Below are 16,512 nucleotides of genomic sequence, written 5' to 3' on the forward strand. Positions count from 1 at the left end.
GTCCACCACCCGAAGCCGAAGGGCATTCCCGTGAGCGCCAACCGCCCGGCAGCCGTCGTCGTCCTCGCAGCGGGTGAGGGCACCCGCATGAAGTCGAAGACCCCCAAGGTCCTGCACCAGATCTGCGGGCGCTCGCTCGTGGGTCACGTCGTCTCCGCGGCGCGTGAGTTGCGGCCCGCGCACCTCTGCGTGGTCGTGGGGCACGCTCGCGAGCAGGTGACCGCGCACCTCGACGAGCACTACGCCGGTACCCGCACCGCCGTGCAGTACGAGCAGAACGGCACCGGTCACGCCGTGCGCATGGCGCTGGAGGAGCTGGGCGCCGGGGCGCTGGACGGGACCGTCGTGGTCGTGTGCGGTGACACCCCGCTGCTGGCCGGGGAGACGCTGACCGCGCTCGCGGAGACGCACGCGGCCGACGGCAACGCCGTGACCGTGCTGACCGCCGAGGTTCCGGACTCGACCGGGTACGGGCGGATCGTGCGGGACCCGGAGACGGGTGCCGTGACGGCGATCGTGGAGCACAAGGACGCCACCCCGGCGCAGCGCGCGATCCGGGAGATCAACTCCGGGGTGTTCGCGTTCGACGGGAAGCTGCTGGCGGACGCGCTGGGGAAGGTCCGGACGGACAACAGCCAGGGTGAGGAGTACCTCACCGATGTGCTGGGGATCCTGCGGGAGGCCGGGCACCGGGTGGGTGCGTCGGTCGCGGGCGACCACCGGGAGATCCTGGGGATCAACAACCGCGTGCAGCTCGCGGAGGCGCGGCGGCTGCTGAACGACCGGTTGCTGGAGCGGGCGATGATGGCCGGCGTGACGGTCGTGGATCCGGCGTCGGTGTTCCTGGACGTGACGGTGACGTTCGAGCGGGACGTGGTGGTGCACCCGAACACGGAGCTGACGGGTGCGACGCATCTGGCGGAGGACGCCGAGGTGGGTCCGAACAGCCGGCTGAAGGACACGAAGGTCGGCCGGGGCGCCCGGGTGGACAACACGGTGGCGGACCGCGCGGACGTCGGCGAGGGCGCGACGGTGGGCCCGTACGCGTACTTGCGTCCGGGCACGCTGCTGGGCGCGAAGGCGAAGGCCGGCACGTACGTGGAGATGAAGAACGCCCGCGTGGGCGAGGGGTCGAAGGTGCCGCACCTCTCCTACGTCGGGGACGCGACGATCGGCGAGTATTCGAACATCGGCGCCGCGAGTGTCTTCGTGAACTACGACGGTGAGAGCAAGCACCACACGACGATCGGGTCGCACTGCCGCACCGGCTCGGACAACATGTTTGTGGCTCCTGTCACGGTCGGGGACGGCGCGTACACCGCCGCCGGCTCCGTGATCACCAAGGACGTGCCGCCCGGTTCGCTCGCCGTCGCCCGTGGCCAGCAACGGAATATCGAGGGTTGGGTCGCCCGGAAGCGGCCCGGCAGTGCTGCCGCGCAGGCGGCTGTGACGGCCTCCGAGCAGGCTTCTCACGAGGACTGACCGGAAACAGGTGCGTCGAACTCGGCGTACCGTGATACGTGCACACAAATTCGGCTGGTTCGCGCGAAAGTGGTCGCGGCCAGAGGACACGTCTGAGGAGACAGTGCTGTGACCGGGATCAAGACGACCGGCGAGAAGAAGCTGATGCTCTTCTCCGGCCGCGCCCACCCCGAGCTGGCCGAGGAGGTTGCGCACCTGATGGGTGTCGGCCTCGTGCCGACGAAGGCGTTCGATTTCGCCAACGGTGAGATCTACGTCCGGTTCCAGGAATCGGCCCGTGGTGCGGACTGCTTCCTGATGCAGAGCCACACGGCTCCCATCAACAAGTGGATCATGGAGCAGCTGATCATGATCGATGCTCTGAAGCGGGCTTCGGCCCGGAGCATCACCGTGATCATCCCGTCGTACGGCTACGCGCGGCAGGACAAGAAGCACCGTGGTCGTGAGCCGATCTCGGCCCGACTCGTGGCCGACCTGCTGAAGTGCTCGGGTGCGGACCGGATCCTCACGGTGGACCTGCACACCGACCAGATCCAGGGCTTCTTCGACGGCCCGGTGGACCACCTGACGGCGCTTCCGGTGCTCGCGGACTACGTCGGCACCAAGGTGGACCGCTCGAAGCTGACGGTCGTCTCGCCGGACGCCGGCCGTGTCCGTGTCGCCGACCGCTGGTGCGACCGGCTGGACGCTCCGCTGGCGATCGTGCACAAGCGCCGTGACAAGGACGTCGCCAACCAGGTGACCGTCCACGAGGTGGTCGGTGAGGTCGAGGGCCGGGTGTGCGTCCTGGTCGACGACATGATCGACACCGGTGGCACGATCTGCGCCGCGGCCGAGGCGCTGTTCGCGCACGGTGCGGAGGACGTCATCGTGACCGCGACGCACGGCATCCTGTCGGGTCCGGCGGCGGACCGGCTGAAGAACTCGAAGGTGAGCGAGTTCGTGCTGACGAACACGCTGCCGACGCCGGGTGAGCTCGAGCTGGACAAGATCACGGTGCTGTCGATCGCGCCGACGATCGCCCGCGCGGTGCGCGAGGTGTTCGAGGACGGTTCGGTGACGAGCCTCTTCGAGGAGCAGGGCTGATCACTCGTTGATCGTCAAGGCCGTCCCGACCTCGCCGGTCGGGGCGGCCTTCCGCGTTCGGTAGACTGGTGGGGTTGCTCGGCGAGGGAGGCCGCATCCGTTGGGGTGCGGCGGTCCGTTATCGACGCGCTCTTCGTAGCAGGCCAAGTCCAGTCGTGGCCGGGTGACCACGACCGTTGATCCGTCTGTCACTTACGAGGAGTGCACATGTCCGAGGTGAAGCTCACCGTCCAGACCCGTTCCGAGTTCGGCAAGGGCGCTGCCCGCCGTATCCGCCGCGCGAACCAGGTTCCGGGTGTGCTGTACGGCCACGGCTCCGACCCGATCCACCTGACGCTGCCGGGTCACGAGCTGCTGCTGGCGCTGCGTACGCCGAACGTCCTGATCGCCCTGGACATCGACGGCAAGTCCAACGAGCTGGCCATCCCGAAGGCCGTGCAGCGCGACCCGCTGAAGGGCTTCCTGGAGCACGTCGACCTCCAGCTCGTCCAGCGTGGCGAGAAGGTCAACGTCGAGATCCCGGTGCACACCGAGGGCGAGCTGGCCGCGGGTGGCAACCTGCTGGAGCACGTGCTGAACGCGCTGCCGGTCGAGGCCGAGGCCACCCACATCCCCGAGTCCGTCTCGGTCTCCGTCGAGGGCCTGGAGGCCGGTGCCTCCATCCTGGCGAAGGACATCCAGCTGCCGAAGGGCACCACGCTGGCCGTCGAGGGTGACACCGTCGTCCTCCAGGTCCTGGCCGCGCAGGCCGAGGAGCCGTCGGGCGAGGCCGCCGAGGGCGAAGAGGCCGCCGAGGCCTGAGCCGTCCTGGGCTCTGCTTGACGGGGTGGCGGGCTGCGGCCCGCCACCCCGTTTCCCTGTTCTGTGTACGTGTACGCATACGAGGAGACTGACGACATGACGACGGCGACGGGGGCCGGTGCGCCCTGGCTGATCGTGGGTCTGGGCAACCCGGGGCCGGAGTACGCCGCGAACCGCCACAATGTCGGGTTCATGGTGGCCGATCTCCTGGCGGAGCGGATCGGCGGGAAGTTCAAGCGGGCGGGCAAGACGCAGGCGCAGGTGGTGGAGGGCCGCATCGGTCCTCCGGGGCCGGCGAGCCGCCGGGTGGTGCTGGCGAAGCCGATGTCGTACATGAATCTGTCGGGCGGTCCGGTGACGGCGCTGCGGGACTTCTACAAGGTGCCGACGGCGCACATCGTGGCGGTCCATGACGAGCTGGACATCGATTACGGCACGTTGCGGCTGAAGCTGGGCGGCGGGGACAACGGTCACAACGGTCTGAAGTCGATGACGAAGGCGATGGGGCCGGACTATCACCGGGTCCGGTTCGGGATCGGGCGTCCGCCGGGCCGGATGCAGGTTGCCGACTTCGTGCTGAGGGACTTCTCCTCGACGGAGCGCAAGGAGCTGGACTACTTGGTCGACCGGGCGGCCGACGCGGTGGAGTGCCTGGTGTCGGAGGGGCTGGAGCGGGCGCAGTCGGCGTACAACTCCTGATCTTTCCGGACCGGAATTGACCGGGTGCGGTCAGGTACCCGAGGATCGCGCCCCATGAGCAAGAAGCGGAGTTCAGCCCTCCCGTATGCCCGCGGTGCCGCGATGGCGCTGGTCGCGTTGGTGCTGGTGGTGGCCGGGGCGTGGGCGTCGTGGGGTTCGGCGCAGCATGTGCTGCTGTCGAAGGGCCGGGAGCACGGCACGCTGACGGTCACGGGGTGTTCGACGGACATCTGTACGGGGCGGTTCGACCCGGAGGGGCCGGCGGGGGCGCGTACGGACATGACGATCGACCATTCGGTGGCGGTGGAGAAGGGCGGCCGGTATCCGGTGGTGGTGAAGCCGGACACGACGGAGCTGGTGCGTACGGGGTGGGCGGGCGGTCTGCACGCGTGGTTGCCGCTGGGTGGGGCGTTGCTGCTGGCGGCGTTGGTGATCGGAGGCGGGATGCGGTTGCCGAGGCTGGCGTGGGTGTCGGCGTCGGCGGGCGGGGCGTTGCTGGTGGGGGCGTTCTTCGCACTGTGAGCGCGCGGCCGCCGGCCGGCCGCGAGCGGCCCACTCGGGGGCGGGGCGCTGCGGCGGCGGAGCCGCGAGGCGCCCTCTCGGCACGGAACCGGCCCGGCCTCGACGCGTGAGGGGGCGCCCGGTTATCACCGGGCGCCCCCTCGTGCCGTTCTCCGCGTGTGGTGTCAGCCGGTGTTGCGCAGGCCGGCGGCCACGCCGTTCACCGTCAGCAGCAGGGCCCGCGCGAGCAGCGGGTCGGGCTCCTCCCCGCGCTCGACGGCGGCCCGCTGGCGGGCGAGGAGCGCGACCTGGAGGTAGGAGATCGGGTCCAGGTAGGCGTCGCGGATGGCGAAGGTCTGCTGGAGCACCGGGTTGGAGTCGAGCAGTTCCTCACCACCGGTCACGCGCAGCACCTCGCTGACCGTCAGCGCGTGCTCGGCCTCGATGTCGTCGAAGACGTGCCGCAGGTTCTCGGGTACCAGCGTCTCGACGTAGTGGCGGGCGATCCGCAGGTCCGTCTTGGCGAGGGTCATCTCGACGTTGGACAGGAAGTTGCGGAAGAAGTGCCACTGCCCGTACATCTCGTCGAGTACGGCGCCGAGGCCTGCCTCGCGGAGAGCCTTGAGGCCGGAGCCGACTCCGTACCAGCCGGGGACGATCTGCCGCGACTGGGTCCAGCCGAAGACCCACGGGATGGCCCTGAGCCCGTCGAGCGAGACGCCCGAGCCGGGGCGGCGGGAGGGCCGCGAGCCCAGGTGCAGGTCGGCGAGCTGGTCGACGGGTGTGGATGCCAGGAAGTACGTCGGCAGATCGGGGTCCTCGACCAGCCTGCGGTACGCGTCGTGGGCGGCGTCCGAGACGGTGTCCATGGCCGCGTCCCAGCGGGCGAGGGCCTCGTCGGACTGGCGCGGCGCGGTGTGCAGGGCGGAGGCCTGGAGCGTCGCGGCGACCGTCAGTTCCAGGTTCTCGCGGGCCAGCGACGGGATGAGGTACTTGTCGGAGATGACCTCGCCCTGCTCGGTGACCTTGATCTCACCCTCGAGGGTGCCCCAGGGCTGGGCGAGGATCGCGTCGTGGGAGGGGCCGCCGCCACGGCCGACGGTGCCGCCGCGACCGTGGAAGAGGCGGAGGCGGACGCCGTAGCGGTGGGCGACGTCGCGCAGCCGCCGCTGGGCGCGGTGGATCTCCCACTGGCTGGTGGTGATGCCGCCGAACTTTGAGGAGTCGGAGTAACCGAGCATGACCTCCTGGACGTCGCCGCGCAGCGAGACCAGCCTGCGGTACGACGGGTCGGCGAGCATGTCGTCGAGGATGACGTCGGCGGCCTTGAGCTCGTCGGTGGTCTCCAGCAGCGGCACGATGCCGATCTTGGCCCAGCCGGCGTGCAGGTCGACGAGTCCGGCCTCGCGGGCGAGGACGGCGGCGGCGAAGACGTCGTCGGCGCCCTGGCACATCGAGATGATGTAGGACTCGATGACCTCGGGGCCGAAGCGTTCGAAGGCCTCCTTGACCGTGTGGAAGACGCCGAGGGTCTTCGTTCCGGCCGCGTCGAGCGGGGCGGGCGAGGGGGCCAGGGGGCGCCGGGAGCGCAGCTCCTTGGCGAGGAGCTTCTGCCGGTAGTCGCGGGGCATGTCCGCGTACCGCCAGGATTCCTCGCCGAGACGGTCGAAGAGCTGGCCGAGGGCGTGGTGGTGGGCGTCGGCGTGCTCGCGGACGTCCATGGTGGCGAGCTGGAGGCCGAACGCGGACAGGGTCCGGATGGTGCGGTCCATGCGGCCGTCGGCGAACAGGCCGCCGCGGTGCTCGCGCAGCGAGGTCTGGATCAGGGTGAGGTCGTGGATCAGCTCGGCGGTGCCGAGGTAGTCGCGGCCCTCCTGGTGGGCGGTGCCCCTGGCGAGGCGTTCGCGGGTGTTGACCAGCTTCTGGCGCACGCAGGTGGCCTTGAGCCGGTAGGGCTCCTCGGCGTTGAGGCGCTTGTAGCGGGGGCTGATCTCGGGGAGCCGCTCCAGGTCCTGCTGGAGGGAGTCGAGGAGCTCCTGGGTGGCGCCCGCGTAGCGGATGGAGTTGGACAGCTGGCTGCGCAGGTGGTCGATGAGCTCGATCGCGTCGGTGATGCCGTGCTCGTGCTGGAGGATCAGCACGTCCCAGGTGACGGCGGGGGTGACGTTGGGGTTGCCGTCGCGGTCGCCGCCGATCCAGGTGCCGAAGGTCAGCGGGCGGGTGCCCGGGGGCAGCTCGACGCCGACGCGCTCCAGCTCGGCGGCGAGGTCCTCGAGGACGTCGCCGACGGCGCCCGCGTGCAGCTCGTCGAGGTAGTAGATCGCGTTGCGCGCCTCGTCGGTCGGCTCGGGGCGGACGACGCGGAGTTCGTCGGTCTGCCAGATGAGGTCGATGGCCTCGGCCAGGCGCAGGTCGTGGCGGCGCCGGTCGGAGGCGATGACGGGGGTTTCCAGCAGCTCGGCGACGCGGCGGAGCTTGTTGAGCACGGAGCGTCGCGCGGCTTCGGTGGGGTGTGCGGTGAAGACGGGCCGGACGTTGAGGTGCTTGACCGTCTCGCGTACGTGCGCGGGGTCGCCGTCCTTGAGCATGTCCGCGGTGCGGGCGAGCAGGCCGCCCTCGGCGGCGCGCTTCTCGCGCAGCTCCTTGCCGCGGTGCACCTGCTCGGTGACGTTGGCGAGGTGGAAGTAGGTGGAGAAGGCGCGCACCAGCTTGGCGGCGGTCTCCAGGTCGGTGTCGCCGAGCAGCTCGGCGGCGGCCTCGCCGTTCTCGCGGGTGAGGTGGCGGACCTTCTCGACGAGGTCGAGAAGCTCGTGTCCTTCCTGCCGGACGAGGGTCTCGCCCAGCAGGTCGCCCAGTCGGCGGATGTCGGCGCGCAGCTCGGCGCTGGCGGAGGTTGTCTGGTCGGCACTGCTCACAGGTGCGGCTCCTTGCAGTGTTTGAGCACGTCTGGAGGGGTACTGGAGGCTTGCGGACCGCGCTGTCCGACGACACCCAGGATAGGTGGCCATTCCGGAGCCACCTTCCCCAGCCCTCTTGCCGCGTGCCGAACCGCTGCCATACTTACGTCGCCGTAGGTTACGGGACCGTAGCCTCGGCTTCCGTTGTATCCCTCACCCCCTGGGGACCCCATGACCTCACGCTCCGACGTGCTCGAGACTTCGGACCCGTCCGCCTCCTCCTCTCCGGACCTGCCTCCCGCCACGCTCGGCGGGGACAGCAAGCGTTCGATCGAACAGATCGCGCTGCTGTTCTTCATCGCGGTGCCCTTCCTGGCCCTGCTCGCGGCGGTGCCGCTGGCGTGGGGCTGGGGGGTGAGCTGGCTGGATCTGGGGCTGCTGGTGGCGATGTACTACATCGGTTGCCACGGCATCACGATCGGTTTCCACCGCTACTTCACGCACGGCGCGTTCAAGGCGAAGCGTCCGCTGCGGATCGCGCTGGCGATCATGGGGTCGTTGGCGGTGGAGGGGCCGCTGGTGCGCTGGGTGGCGGATCACCGCAAGCACCACAAGTTCTCGGACGCGGAGGGCGACCCGCATTCGCCGTGGCGGTTCGGTGAGACCGTGCCGGCGCTGATGAAGGGCCTGTGGTGGGCCCACATCGGCTGGATGTTCGACGAGGAGCGCACCCCGCAGGCGAAGTACGCGCCGGATCTGATCAAGGACCCGGCGATCCGCCGGATCTCCCGGCAGTTCATCGGCTGGACGATCCTGTCGCTGGCGATCCCGCCGCTGGTGGGCGGTCTGGTGACGATGTCGTGGTGGGGCGCCTTCACGGCGTTCTTCTGGGGTTCTCTGGTGCGGGTGGCGCTGCTGCACCATGTGACGTGGTCGATCAACTCGATCTGTCACGCGGTCGGCAAGCGCCCGTTCAAGTCGCGTGACCGCAGTGGGAACGTGTGGTGGCTGGCGGTTCTGTCGTGCGGCGAGTCGTGGCACAACCTGCACCACGCGGATCCGACGAGTGCGCGGCACGGTGTGATGCGGGGGCAGATCGACTCCAGCGCGCGGCTGATCCGCTGGTTCGAGAAGCTGGGCTGGGCCTACGACGTGCGCTGGCCGACCGCGTCCAGGATCGAAGCCCGACGCCAGGACAGTGCCGCGAAAGCGGCATGATGGACGGTGTGGCGATCGACGGCAGTGGCACCAGTGGCAGCGACAAACCCAGGCGCGGGCGCCGTGTCCGGATGACGGGCGCGGAGCGCCGGCAGCAACTGCTCGACATCGGCCGCACGCTCTTCGCCGAGCGGGGCTTCGAGGGCACGTCGGTGGAGGAGATCGCCGCGAAGGCGGGCGTCTCCAAGCCGGTGGTGTACGAGCACTTCGGCGGCAAGGAAGGTCTGTACGCGGTCGTCGTGGACCGTGAGATGCGCCAGTTGCTCGACATGGTGACCGGCGCCCTGACGGCGGGGCACCCGCGTGAGCTGCTGGAGCAGGCGGCGTTCGCGCTGCTCGACTACATCGAGACGTACACGGACGGTTTCCGCATCCTGGTGCGGGACTCGCCGGTCGCCCAGTCGACGGGTACGTTCGCGTCGTTGATCTCGGACATCGCCACGCAGGTGGAGGACATCCTGGGCCTGGAGTTCAAGGCCCGGGGCTTCGATCCGAAGCTGGCGCCGCTGTACGCCCAGGCGCTGGTGGGGATGGTGGCGCTGACCGGCCAGTGGTGGCTGGACGCCCGGAAGCCCGAGAAGGCGGAGGTCGCGGCCCACCTGGTGAACCTGGCGTGGCACGGGCTCGACGGTCTGGAGCCGAAGCCCCGCCTGATAGGGCACCGCAAGAGCTGACCACGTCGGGGCGCGGGCGCGGTCGCGCGGTGCGCCCCGACGCTGTCGTGCGGCGGGGGTTGCCGGTAAGTGGGGCGTCACCCCGTCGGCTCCTGGCTCCTGGTGGCGACCGCGAACACGCGGCGGAACGGGAACACCGTGCCGTGCGGGCCCGGCGGGTAGGCCTTGCGGAGCAGGTCGCGGTACTGGGCGAGGAATTCGGCGACCGCTTCGTCGTCGCCGTCCAGGGCGGTGAGGACGGGGCGCATGGCGGTGCCCTTCACCCAGTCGAGGACCGGGTCCTCGCCCTGGAGGAGCTGTGAGTAGACCGTTTCCCAGACGTCGACGGCCAGGCCGAGGTCGGCCAGGCGCGTGAGGTACTCGGCGGCGTCGAGGATGTGGACGAAGCGGCGGCCGTGGCCGGTGAGCCGGGCGCGCCACTGGGGGGTCTCGCACAGTTCGCCGAGGAGCGCGTGGCTGGGTGAGGTGAAGTTGGCGGGCACCTGGAAGGCGAGCGTGCCGCCGGGCACGAGCCCCTCGGTCCAGACGGGGAAGGATTCGGGGTGGTTGGGCACCCACTGGAGCGCGGCGTTGGAGATGATCAGGTCGTACGGTTCGTCGGGCGTCCAGTGCGCGGCGTCGGCGGGGCGGAAGTCGAGCCAGCCGCCGCCCTCGGTGGTGCCGGCGTGGTGCTTCTCGGCCTGTTCCAGCATCTCGGGCGAGAGGTCGTAGCCGGTGATGCGGGCGTGCGGCCAGCGGTCGGCGAGCAGCGCGGTGACGTTGCCCGGTCCGCATCCCAGGTCGGCGATGCGGGGCGAGCGGCCCTCGGCGGTGGCGGGCAGTTCGGGTATGCGGGCGAGCAGGTCGAGGAACGGTCGTGCACGGTGGGAGGAGTGGCGCAGATACTGCTGCGGATCCCAGATCGGTGCGGAATACATGTTCGAGCCCCCTTGCTGGAACGAAGTGCCGAAGCGGAACGGAGTCCCGGCCCCGTCATGCCCAATGGTCCAGCCACATATTTCTTGACGTCAAGAGACTTCACGTCGACAGATCGCCTACACTGATCGCCATGGAGGACGAGGTCGACCGACTGGTCGCTGCATGGCGCCGCGAGCGCCCCGACCTCGACGTGGAACCGCTCGAGGTGCTCAGCCGCGTCTCCAGGCTGGCCCGCCACCTCGACCGGGCCCGCAGGCTCGCCTTCTCCGAGCACAACCTGGAGCCCTGGGAGTTCGACGTCCTGACGTCGCTGCGCCGTGCCGGCGCCCCCTACCAGCTCTCCCCCGGCCAGTTGCTCACCCAGACGCTGGTCACCTCGGGCACCATGACCAACCGCATCGACCGGCTCGCCAAGAAGGGCCTGGTCGAGCGGCTGCCCGACCCCAGCGACCGCCGAGGCGTCCTGGTCCGCCTCACCGCCGAGGGCCGCGACCGCGCCGACCAGGCACTCGCCGGGCTCCTCGCGCAGGAGCGGGCCATCCTCGCGGAGCTGTCGCGCACCCAGCGCGCCGAGCTGGCCGCCCTGCTACGCCAGCTGACCGCCCCGTTCGACAACATCCCCGGCTAGGCCAGGCCCGAGTTCCGCCGGCCCCACCCCCGCCCGGCGGGCCAGGGCGACCGCCGCCAGCGTGGAGTGCACGCCCAGCTTCCCCAGCACGTTCTGCATATGCGTACGCACCGTGTGCGGGGAGAGGAACAGCCGCTCGGCCACCGCCTTGCGGCCCAGGCCCGCCACCATGCAGCGCAGCACCTCCCGCTCGCGCGGGGTGAGCGACTCCACCAGCCGCTCGCTCTCGGTGCGGTGCCTGCGCGCCGCCGTCAGCTCCCGCAGCACCCCGGTGAGCAGCGCGGGCGGCAGGTGCGTCTCGTCGCGCAGTACGCCCCGTATCACCGTCAGCAGCCGCTGGAGCGAACAGTCCTTGGCGACCCAGCCCGACGCCCCCGCCTGCAGGGCCAGCGCCGCCCTGCCCGGGTCGTCCCTCTCGGCCAGCACCACCGTACGCACCTCGGGGCGGCCCTCGCGGACCCCGGCCACGAGGGAGATGCCGTCCACGACGCCCTCGCCGTCGTCCGGCACGGCACGGGCGACCGCCGGCGTGTTCCCGGTGCCCAGGTCGGCGTCGACGAGCAGCACATCGAACCTGCGGCCCTCGGCCGTCGCCCGGTCCAGGCAGCGCAGCGCGGCGGGGCCGCTGCCGGCCGCCACGACGTCCACGTCGGGCTCGGCCGCCAGCGCGGCGGCGAGCGACTCGGCGAAGATGCGGTGGTCGTCCACCACCAGAACCCGGATACGGACCACTGACACCCCTATGTGTCGAGGAAACGGAGCAGCTGCGGGTACGGCGCCCGGAGCCCGAGGCCTCAGTGGTCGCACGGCCGCCGCCGTGCAGTGACTGTTACCCCCGCCCCGGGCGTCGTACCCGGCTGTCTCGCCCCCTGATCAGCACCGGCCCCCACCGGTGCCGTGCATCAGGGTACGGCGGCGCGGCCCGGGGGGACGGCGACTTGCCGAAACTCACCGACCCGCGCACACAAGGCCGTTGCTCCCGTGCCGCACCGGACCGCACCGCCCGCCGGTGCTCAGCCGACGCGCCGCGCCCCCGCCGACGGCACCGCCGGGAACACCCGCGGAGCCGTGTGCCCGGCGGCCGCGAACGCCTCCACGACCGCCTTCGCCACCGTGTCCGCGTCCACCGCCTCGACCAGCACGATCGCCGAACCGCCGAACCCGCCGCCCGTCATCCGCGCCCCCAGCGCCCCGGCCGCGATCGCGGACGAGACCGCCAGGTCCAGCTCCGGGCAGGAGACCCGCAGGTCGTCGCGGAGGGAGGCGTGCCCCTCGGTGAGGACCGGCCCGACCGCCCGCACGTCGCCCGCGTCCAGGAGGGCGATCGTCCGCTCGACGCGCCGGTTGTCGGACACCACATGACGGACGTACGAGCGAACCGTTTCGTCACCCAACCGCCGCAGGGCATCGGATAGGTGCGCGAACTCCACCTCGCGCAGCGTGCGCACACCGAGCGCCCGCGCGCCCGCTTCGCACCCGGCGCGCCGCTCGGCGTACGCGCCGTCGCCGAGCGCGTGCTTCACCCGGGTGTCGACGACCAGCAGGCGCAGGCCCCGGGCGTCGAGGTCGAACGGCACCTGGCGGGTCGACAGGTCACGGGTGTCGAGGTACAGGGCGTGGCCCTCGGTGCAGCACGCCGACGCCATCTGGTCCATCACGCCGCACGGGACGCCCACGAACGCGTTCTCGGCGCGCTGCCCGAGGACGGCCAGCTCCCGGGCGGCCAGCCCGAGCCCGTACAGGTCGTTCAGCGCGAGGGCGGTGACGACCTCCAGGGCGGCCGACGACGACAGTCCGGCGCCCGTGGGGACGGTGGAGGCGAGGTGGATGTCGGCGCCCGTGACGGGGTGGCCGGCCTCACGCAGCGCCCACACCACACCGGCCGGGTAGGCGGCCCAGCCGGCGTGGCCGAGCGGCTCCAGGGCGTCGACGTCCAGCTGGACCACACCCTGGTCGGTGTCGGCCGAGTGGACGCGCAACCGCCCGTCGGTGCGCCGCGAGACGGCGGCGACGGCGGTGTGCGGGAGCGCCAGCGGCATGACGAACCCGTCGTTGAAGTCGGTGTACTCGCCGATCAGGTTGACCCGGCCGGGCGCCTGCCACACCCCCTCGGGCGCGGCCCCGTACAGCCGGTGGAAGTCCTCCGCGACGCTCACGCCCCCGCCCCCGTCTCCGCCGCTCCGGCCCTGGCGAACTCCCAGGCGTCCGCCACGATGCCCGCCAGCTCCGGGCGGGACGGCTTCCAGCCGAGCCGGTCGCGCGCGGTGGCGGCCGAGGCGACCAGCACCGCCGGGTCGCCACCGCGGCGGGCGGAGACGACCTCGGGCACCGGGTGGCCGGTGACCTCGCGTACGGTCTCGATGACCTCGCGGACCGAGAAGCCGCTGCCGTTGCCGAGGTTGCAGATCAGGTGCTCGCCCGGGGTCACCGCGTCCAGGGCGAGCAGGTGCGCCTCGGCGAGGTCGGCGACGTGGATGTAGTCGCGCACACAGGTCCCGTCGGGCGTCGGGTAGTCGTCGCCGTACACCGAGATCGACGCCCGCCTGCCCAGAGCGACCTGGAGGACCAGCGGGATGAGGTGGGACTCGGGCTCGTGCCGTTCGCCGTACGCGCCGTGGGCGCCGGCGACGTTGAAGTACCTGAGCGAGGCGGCGGCCAGACCGTGGGCGGCGGCCTCGCCGGTGATCATGTGGTCGGCGGCGAGCTTGGAGGCGCCGTAGGGGCTGGTGGGGGCGGTGGGGTCGGTCTCGGTGATGGGCGTGGAGACCGGCTCGCCGTAGGTCGCGGCCGTGGAGGAGAACACCAGGCGGCGTACGCCCGCGTCCCGCATCGCCGCCAGCAGCGCCATCGTCCCGCCGACGTTGTTCACCCAGTACTTCTCGGGGTCGGTGACGGACTCGCCGACCTGCGAGAACGCGGCGAAGTGCAGGACGCCGTCGTAGGAGGCGTCCAGGTACCGCGCGGCGTCCTGGACGCGGCCCTCGACGAAGTGCGCGCCGTCCGGGACGCCCGCGCGGAAGCCGGTCGACAGGTCGTCCAGGACGGTCACCTCGTGCCCGGCCTCCAGCAGGTGCGCGGCGACCACACTGCCGACGTAGCCGGCCCCGCCGGTCACCAGGTACTTGCCTCTGCTCACTCGGTCGCTGCTCACTTGGTCGCTACCTCTCGCAGTCGGCGGGCCGCGGCCTCCGGCGGCACGTCATTGATGAACACGCTCATACCGGACTCGGAGCCCGCGAGGAACTTCAGCTTGCCGGAAGTGCGTCGGATGGTGAAAAGCTCGAGATGCAGCGCGAAGTCCTCGCGCGCGGGGTCCCCGAACGGCGCCTGGTGCCAGGCGGCGATGTACGGCGTCGGCGGTTCGCCCTCACCGCCCTCCGTCCCTCCGGCCCGTCCGTCGAAGATCCGGTCGAAGCGCCTCAGGAGTTCCAGGTAGACCTGGGGGAACTCGGTGCGCGCCGCGTCGTCCAGCGCCCGGAGGTCCGGCACGCGCCGCTTGGGGTAGAGGTGCACCTCGTACGGCCAGTGCGCGGCGTACGGCACGAAGGCGATCCACTCGCCGGTCTCCAGGACCACCCGTTCGGCCTCCCTGCGCTCGCGCTCGACGGTGTCGTCGAAGAGGTTGCGGCCGGTGGCGTCGCGGTGGGCGGCGGCGGAGCGCTGCATCAGCGCCGTGCGCGGGGTGGTGAAGGGGTACGCGTAGATCTGGCCGTGCGGGTGGCCGAGGGTGACACCGATCTCGGCGCCCCGGTTCTCGAAGCAGAACACCTGCCGTACGCCCGGGACTTCGGCGAGTTCGGCGGTGCGGTCGGTCCAGGCCTCCAGGACGAGGGCCGCCCGCTCCTCGGTGAGGTCGGCGAACGAGGCGTGGTGGTCGGAGGTGAAGCAGACGACCTCGCAGCGGCCGGAGTCGCCCGCGAGGGAGGGGAAGCGGTTCTCGAAGACCACGACGTCGTAGTCCTCGTCCGGGATCTCGCTGTGGCGGCCCTCGCGCGAGGGACACAGGGGGCACTCGTCGGCCGGGGGGTGGTAGGTGCGGCCCTGGCGGTGGGAGGCGATGGCGACGGAGTCGCCCAGCAGCGGGTCGCGCCGGATCTCGGAGGTGGTGGAGATCGGTTCCAGGGGCCGCCGGTCGACGGCATCGCGCACGATGTCGTCCCGGGCGTCGTAGTAGACCAGCTCACGGCCGTCGGCCAGCCGGGTCGACGTCTTCTTCACTCGGGCTCCTCGAACGCCTCGCCACACCTATCCAACATAAACAAACATAACCAACCACAGCTGAACAGAGTCCGTCAACGACGAGCCCGGCGCCATTGGGGTAAGCGCTTACTCCGGGGCAGGCCGGCAAAAGTCCTCAACTCATGAGGAGGGAGGCGCGGCGGCGCAGAGCCACTGGCTCGGTACGGGGACGGTCACGGCTCCGGCTCACGCCGACGGGCCGCGTCACACGATCGCGGCGATCCGCTCCACCGTGCCCGGGGCGCCGGCCTGCAGGGCCGCGCCCGCCCCGCCCGGGCCACCGGGCCGGCGCGCCGAACGCCAGCAGGGCGTTCCCGCGCCGGAGGAGACCCTCGGCATCCGGCGCCCGTTCACCGGCACGGAGTCCACGTCACCACCACCGGGCGCCCACCACACCCCAGCGGCCCCACCCGGCCGCACCACCGACCCCGGCACCCCGCGCCGAGCGGAGCCGAGGGGCCGGGCATCACGGGATCTCCGGCCCCTTCGGGGCTCCCGGCGCTCCCGGTGTGCCCCGCGTCCCCGACGCCGCCGCCCGGTCCAGCAACCCGGTACGGGCGGCGAGAGCGGCGGCCTCCAGCCGCGACCCGACGCCCAGCTTCATCAGCACCCGCTGGACGTGCGTACGCGCGGTGCTCGGCGCGATCCTCATCCCGGCCGCGATCAGCCGGGTGTCCTCGCCCTCCGCGACCCGCACCAGGACCTCCACCTCGCGCGGAGTGAGCAGCCGCAGCAGCCGCTGCCCCTCGTCGTCCGGCTGCGCCGCCGGGTTGAGCAGCTCGGTGAAGGCGCCCTGGAGCAGCTGCGGCGCCACCGCCGCCTCCCCCGCCCGGGCCTTGATCATCGCCCGCTCCACGCCCTCGATGCGCTCGTCATGGCGTACGTAACCGGAGGCACCGGCCGCGAACGCCGCCGCGATCCCGCGCGGTGACGGCACCGGGCCGAGGACCACCACCGCCACCTGCGGGCGTTCCCGCTTGATCGTCACGATCGGGTCGAAGATCCCCGGCTCGGCCGGTACGGCCGTCCCGAGCAGGCAGACCTCGGGCGCCCGGCTCACCACCAGCTCGGCCGCGCCCGCGGTGGGCGCGGCGGCCGCGAGCACCCGGTGCCCGCGCAGCCTGAGCGCCGAGGCGAGCGCCTCGGCGAGCAGTCGGTGCTCGTCGACCACCATCAGCCGCACGCCCATCGGCCATACCCCCATCCCCCGGGGTCCGGCCCCCCGCCGCCCCCGGCACTGTTGACCCGGCAAGCTACACGCTTGTTCGACGTGGCGCGCCCCCTGCGTGGCAGAAGCCCCCCGGAATGTCGAATTGTTCGCCGGACAGGGCTACCCGTGGATCATCAAGTGGACGGCCCGGCACATCGG

General features: G+C 71.5%; 15 protein-coding genes. 8 read left to right on the forward strand and 7 right to left on the reverse strand.

Going from position 1 to position 16,512, the window contains the following annotated elements; genetic code table 11:
* Positions 1-30: 30 nt before the first annotated feature.
* The 5 genes from glmU to ABD347_RS14930 all read left to right on the forward strand — a co-directional run bounded on the left by glmU (position 31) and on the right by ABD347_RS14930 (position 4,590).
* Complete coding sequence (gene glmU / locus ABD347_RS14910; RefSeq protein WP_344361103.1) at positions 31-1,482, forward strand: bifunctional UDP-N-acetylglucosamine diphosphorylase/glucosamine-1-phosphate N-acetyltransferase GlmU; 1,452 nt, start codon at positions 31-33, stop codon at positions 1,480-1,482.
* 108 nt (positions 1,483-1,590) lie between these two features.
* Complete coding sequence (locus ABD347_RS14915; protein WP_344361104.1) at positions 1,591-2,568, forward strand: ribose-phosphate diphosphokinase; 978 nt, start codon at positions 1,591-1,593, stop codon at positions 2,566-2,568.
* A gap of 207 nt (positions 2,569-2,775) precedes the next feature.
* Positions 2,776-3,369, forward strand: a complete 594-nt coding sequence (locus ABD347_RS14920; protein WP_344361106.1) for a 50S ribosomal protein L25/general stress protein Ctc — start codon at positions 2,776-2,778, stop codon at positions 3,367-3,369.
* 96 nt (positions 3,370-3,465) lie between these two features.
* Positions 3,466-4,068: an aminoacyl-tRNA hydrolase gene (gene pth / locus ABD347_RS14925; RefSeq protein ID WP_344361109.1), complete on the forward strand. Its 603-nt coding sequence runs from the start codon at positions 3,466-3,468 to the stop codon at positions 4,066-4,068.
* Between the two features lie 54 nt (positions 4,069-4,122).
* Positions 4,123-4,590 carry a hypothetical protein gene (locus tag ABD347_RS14930; RefSeq protein ID WP_344361111.1) on the forward strand — a complete coding sequence of 156 codons (468 nt, stop codon included), beginning with the start codon at positions 4,123-4,125 and terminating at the stop codon, positions 4,588-4,590.
* A 164-nt stretch (positions 4,591-4,754) separates the two neighbouring features.
* On the opposite strand, the gene ppc is transcribed toward ABD347_RS14930, so the two are convergent.
* On the reverse strand, positions 4,755-7,484 hold the full coding sequence (gene ppc, locus ABD347_RS14935) for a phosphoenolpyruvate carboxylase (RefSeq protein WP_344361113.1): 2,730 nt from the start codon (positions 7,482-7,484) through the stop codon (positions 4,755-4,757).
* A 213-nt stretch (positions 7,485-7,697) separates the two neighbouring features.
* On the opposite strand from ppc, the gene ABD347_RS14940 reads away from it, so the two are divergent.
* Complete coding sequence (locus ABD347_RS14940) at positions 7,698-8,684, forward strand: acyl-CoA desaturase (protein ID WP_344361116.1); 987 nt, start codon at positions 7,698-7,700, stop codon at positions 8,682-8,684.
* On the forward strand, positions 8,684-9,358 hold the full coding sequence (locus tag ABD347_RS14945; protein ID WP_344361308.1) for a TetR family transcriptional regulator: 675 nt from the start codon (positions 8,684-8,686) through the stop codon (positions 9,356-9,358). Before ABD347_RS14940 ends, ABD347_RS14945 begins: the two co-directional genes overlap by 1 nt.
* 77 nt (positions 9,359-9,435) lie before the next feature.
* Here ABD347_RS14945 and ABD347_RS14950 read toward each other — a convergent pair whose 3' ends face one another.
* Positions 9,436-10,275, reverse strand: a complete 840-nt coding sequence (locus ABD347_RS14950) for a trans-aconitate 2-methyltransferase (protein WP_344361119.1) — start codon at positions 10,273-10,275, stop codon at positions 9,436-9,438.
* A 131-nt stretch (positions 10,276-10,406) separates the two neighbouring features.
* On the opposite strand from ABD347_RS14950, the gene tamR reads away from it, so the two are divergent.
* Positions 10,407-10,904, forward strand: coding sequence for a MarR family transcriptional regulator TamR (tamR, locus tag ABD347_RS14955; RefSeq protein ID WP_344361122.1), 498 nt, complete (start codon positions 10,407-10,409; stop codon positions 10,902-10,904).
* Here the strand turns inward: tamR and ABD347_RS14960 are convergent.
* The 5 genes from ABD347_RS14960 to ABD347_RS14980 form a co-directional block, all read right to left on the reverse strand.
* A complete protein-coding gene (locus ABD347_RS14960; RefSeq protein ID WP_344361125.1) occupies positions 10,863-11,636 on the reverse strand; it encodes a LuxR C-terminal-related transcriptional regulator in 774 nt (257 codons plus the stop codon). The two genes, tamR and ABD347_RS14960, sit on opposite strands and share 42 nt — an antisense overlap.
* A 281-nt stretch (positions 11,637-11,917) precedes the next feature.
* Complete coding sequence (galK, locus tag ABD347_RS14965) at positions 11,918-13,060, reverse strand: galactokinase (RefSeq protein ID WP_344361127.1); 1,143 nt, start codon at positions 13,058-13,060, stop codon at positions 11,918-11,920.
* Positions 13,057-14,040 (reverse strand): UDP-glucose 4-epimerase GalE, encoded by a 984-nt coding sequence (galE, locus tag ABD347_RS14970; RefSeq protein WP_344361311.1) that lies wholly within the window; start codon positions 14,038-14,040, stop codon positions 13,057-13,059. The genes galK and galE overlap by 4 nt, the downstream gene beginning before the upstream one ends.
* Positions 14,041-14,051: 11 nt before the next feature.
* On the reverse strand, positions 14,052-15,122 hold the full coding sequence (gene galT / locus ABD347_RS14975; protein ID WP_344361129.1) for a galactose-1-phosphate uridylyltransferase: 1,071 nt from the start codon (positions 15,120-15,122) through the stop codon (positions 14,052-14,054).
* A 487-nt stretch (positions 15,123-15,609) separates the two neighbouring features.
* Positions 15,610-16,332: a response regulator transcription factor gene (locus ABD347_RS14980; RefSeq protein WP_344361313.1), complete on the reverse strand. Its 723-nt coding sequence runs from the start codon at positions 16,330-16,332 to the stop codon at positions 15,610-15,612.
* Between the last annotated feature and the right edge of the window lie 180 nt (positions 16,333-16,512).

The sequence above is a fragment of the Streptomyces gobitricini genome (genome assembly GCF_039532985.1).
Taxonomy (GTDB): Bacteria; Actinomycetota; Actinomycetes; order Streptomycetales; family Streptomycetaceae; genus Streptomyces; species Streptomyces gobitricini.

Coding starts and splice junctions, on each gene's coding strand:
- ABD347_RS14920 (WP_344361106.1), top strand. CDS start 2,776: ATGTCCGAGGTGAAGCTCACCGTCCAGACCCGTTCCGAGTTCGGCAAG.
- pth (WP_344361109.1), top strand. CDS start 3,466: ATGACGACGGCGACGGGGGCCGGTGCGCCCTGGCTGATCGTGGGTCTG.
- ABD347_RS14930 (WP_344361111.1), top strand. CDS start 4,123: ATGAGCAAGAAGCGGAGTTCAGCCCTCCCGTATGCCCGCGGTGCCGCG.
- ABD347_RS14940 (WP_344361116.1), top strand. CDS start 7,698: ATGACCTCACGCTCCGACGTGCTCGAGACTTCGGACCCGTCCGCCTCC.
- ABD347_RS14945 (WP_344361308.1), top strand. CDS start 8,684: ATGGACGGTGTGGCGATCGACGGCAGTGGCACCAGTGGCAGCGACAAA.
- ABD347_RS14950 (WP_344361119.1), bottom strand. CDS start 10,275: ATGTATTCCGCACCGATCTGGGATCCGCAGCAGTATCTGCGCCACTCC.
- tamR (WP_344361122.1), top strand. CDS start 10,407: ATGGAGGACGAGGTCGACCGACTGGTCGCTGCATGGCGCCGCGAGCGC.
- ABD347_RS14980 (WP_344361313.1), bottom strand. CDS start 16,332: ATGGGCGTGCGGCTGATGGTGGTCGACGAGCACCGACTGCTCGCCGAG.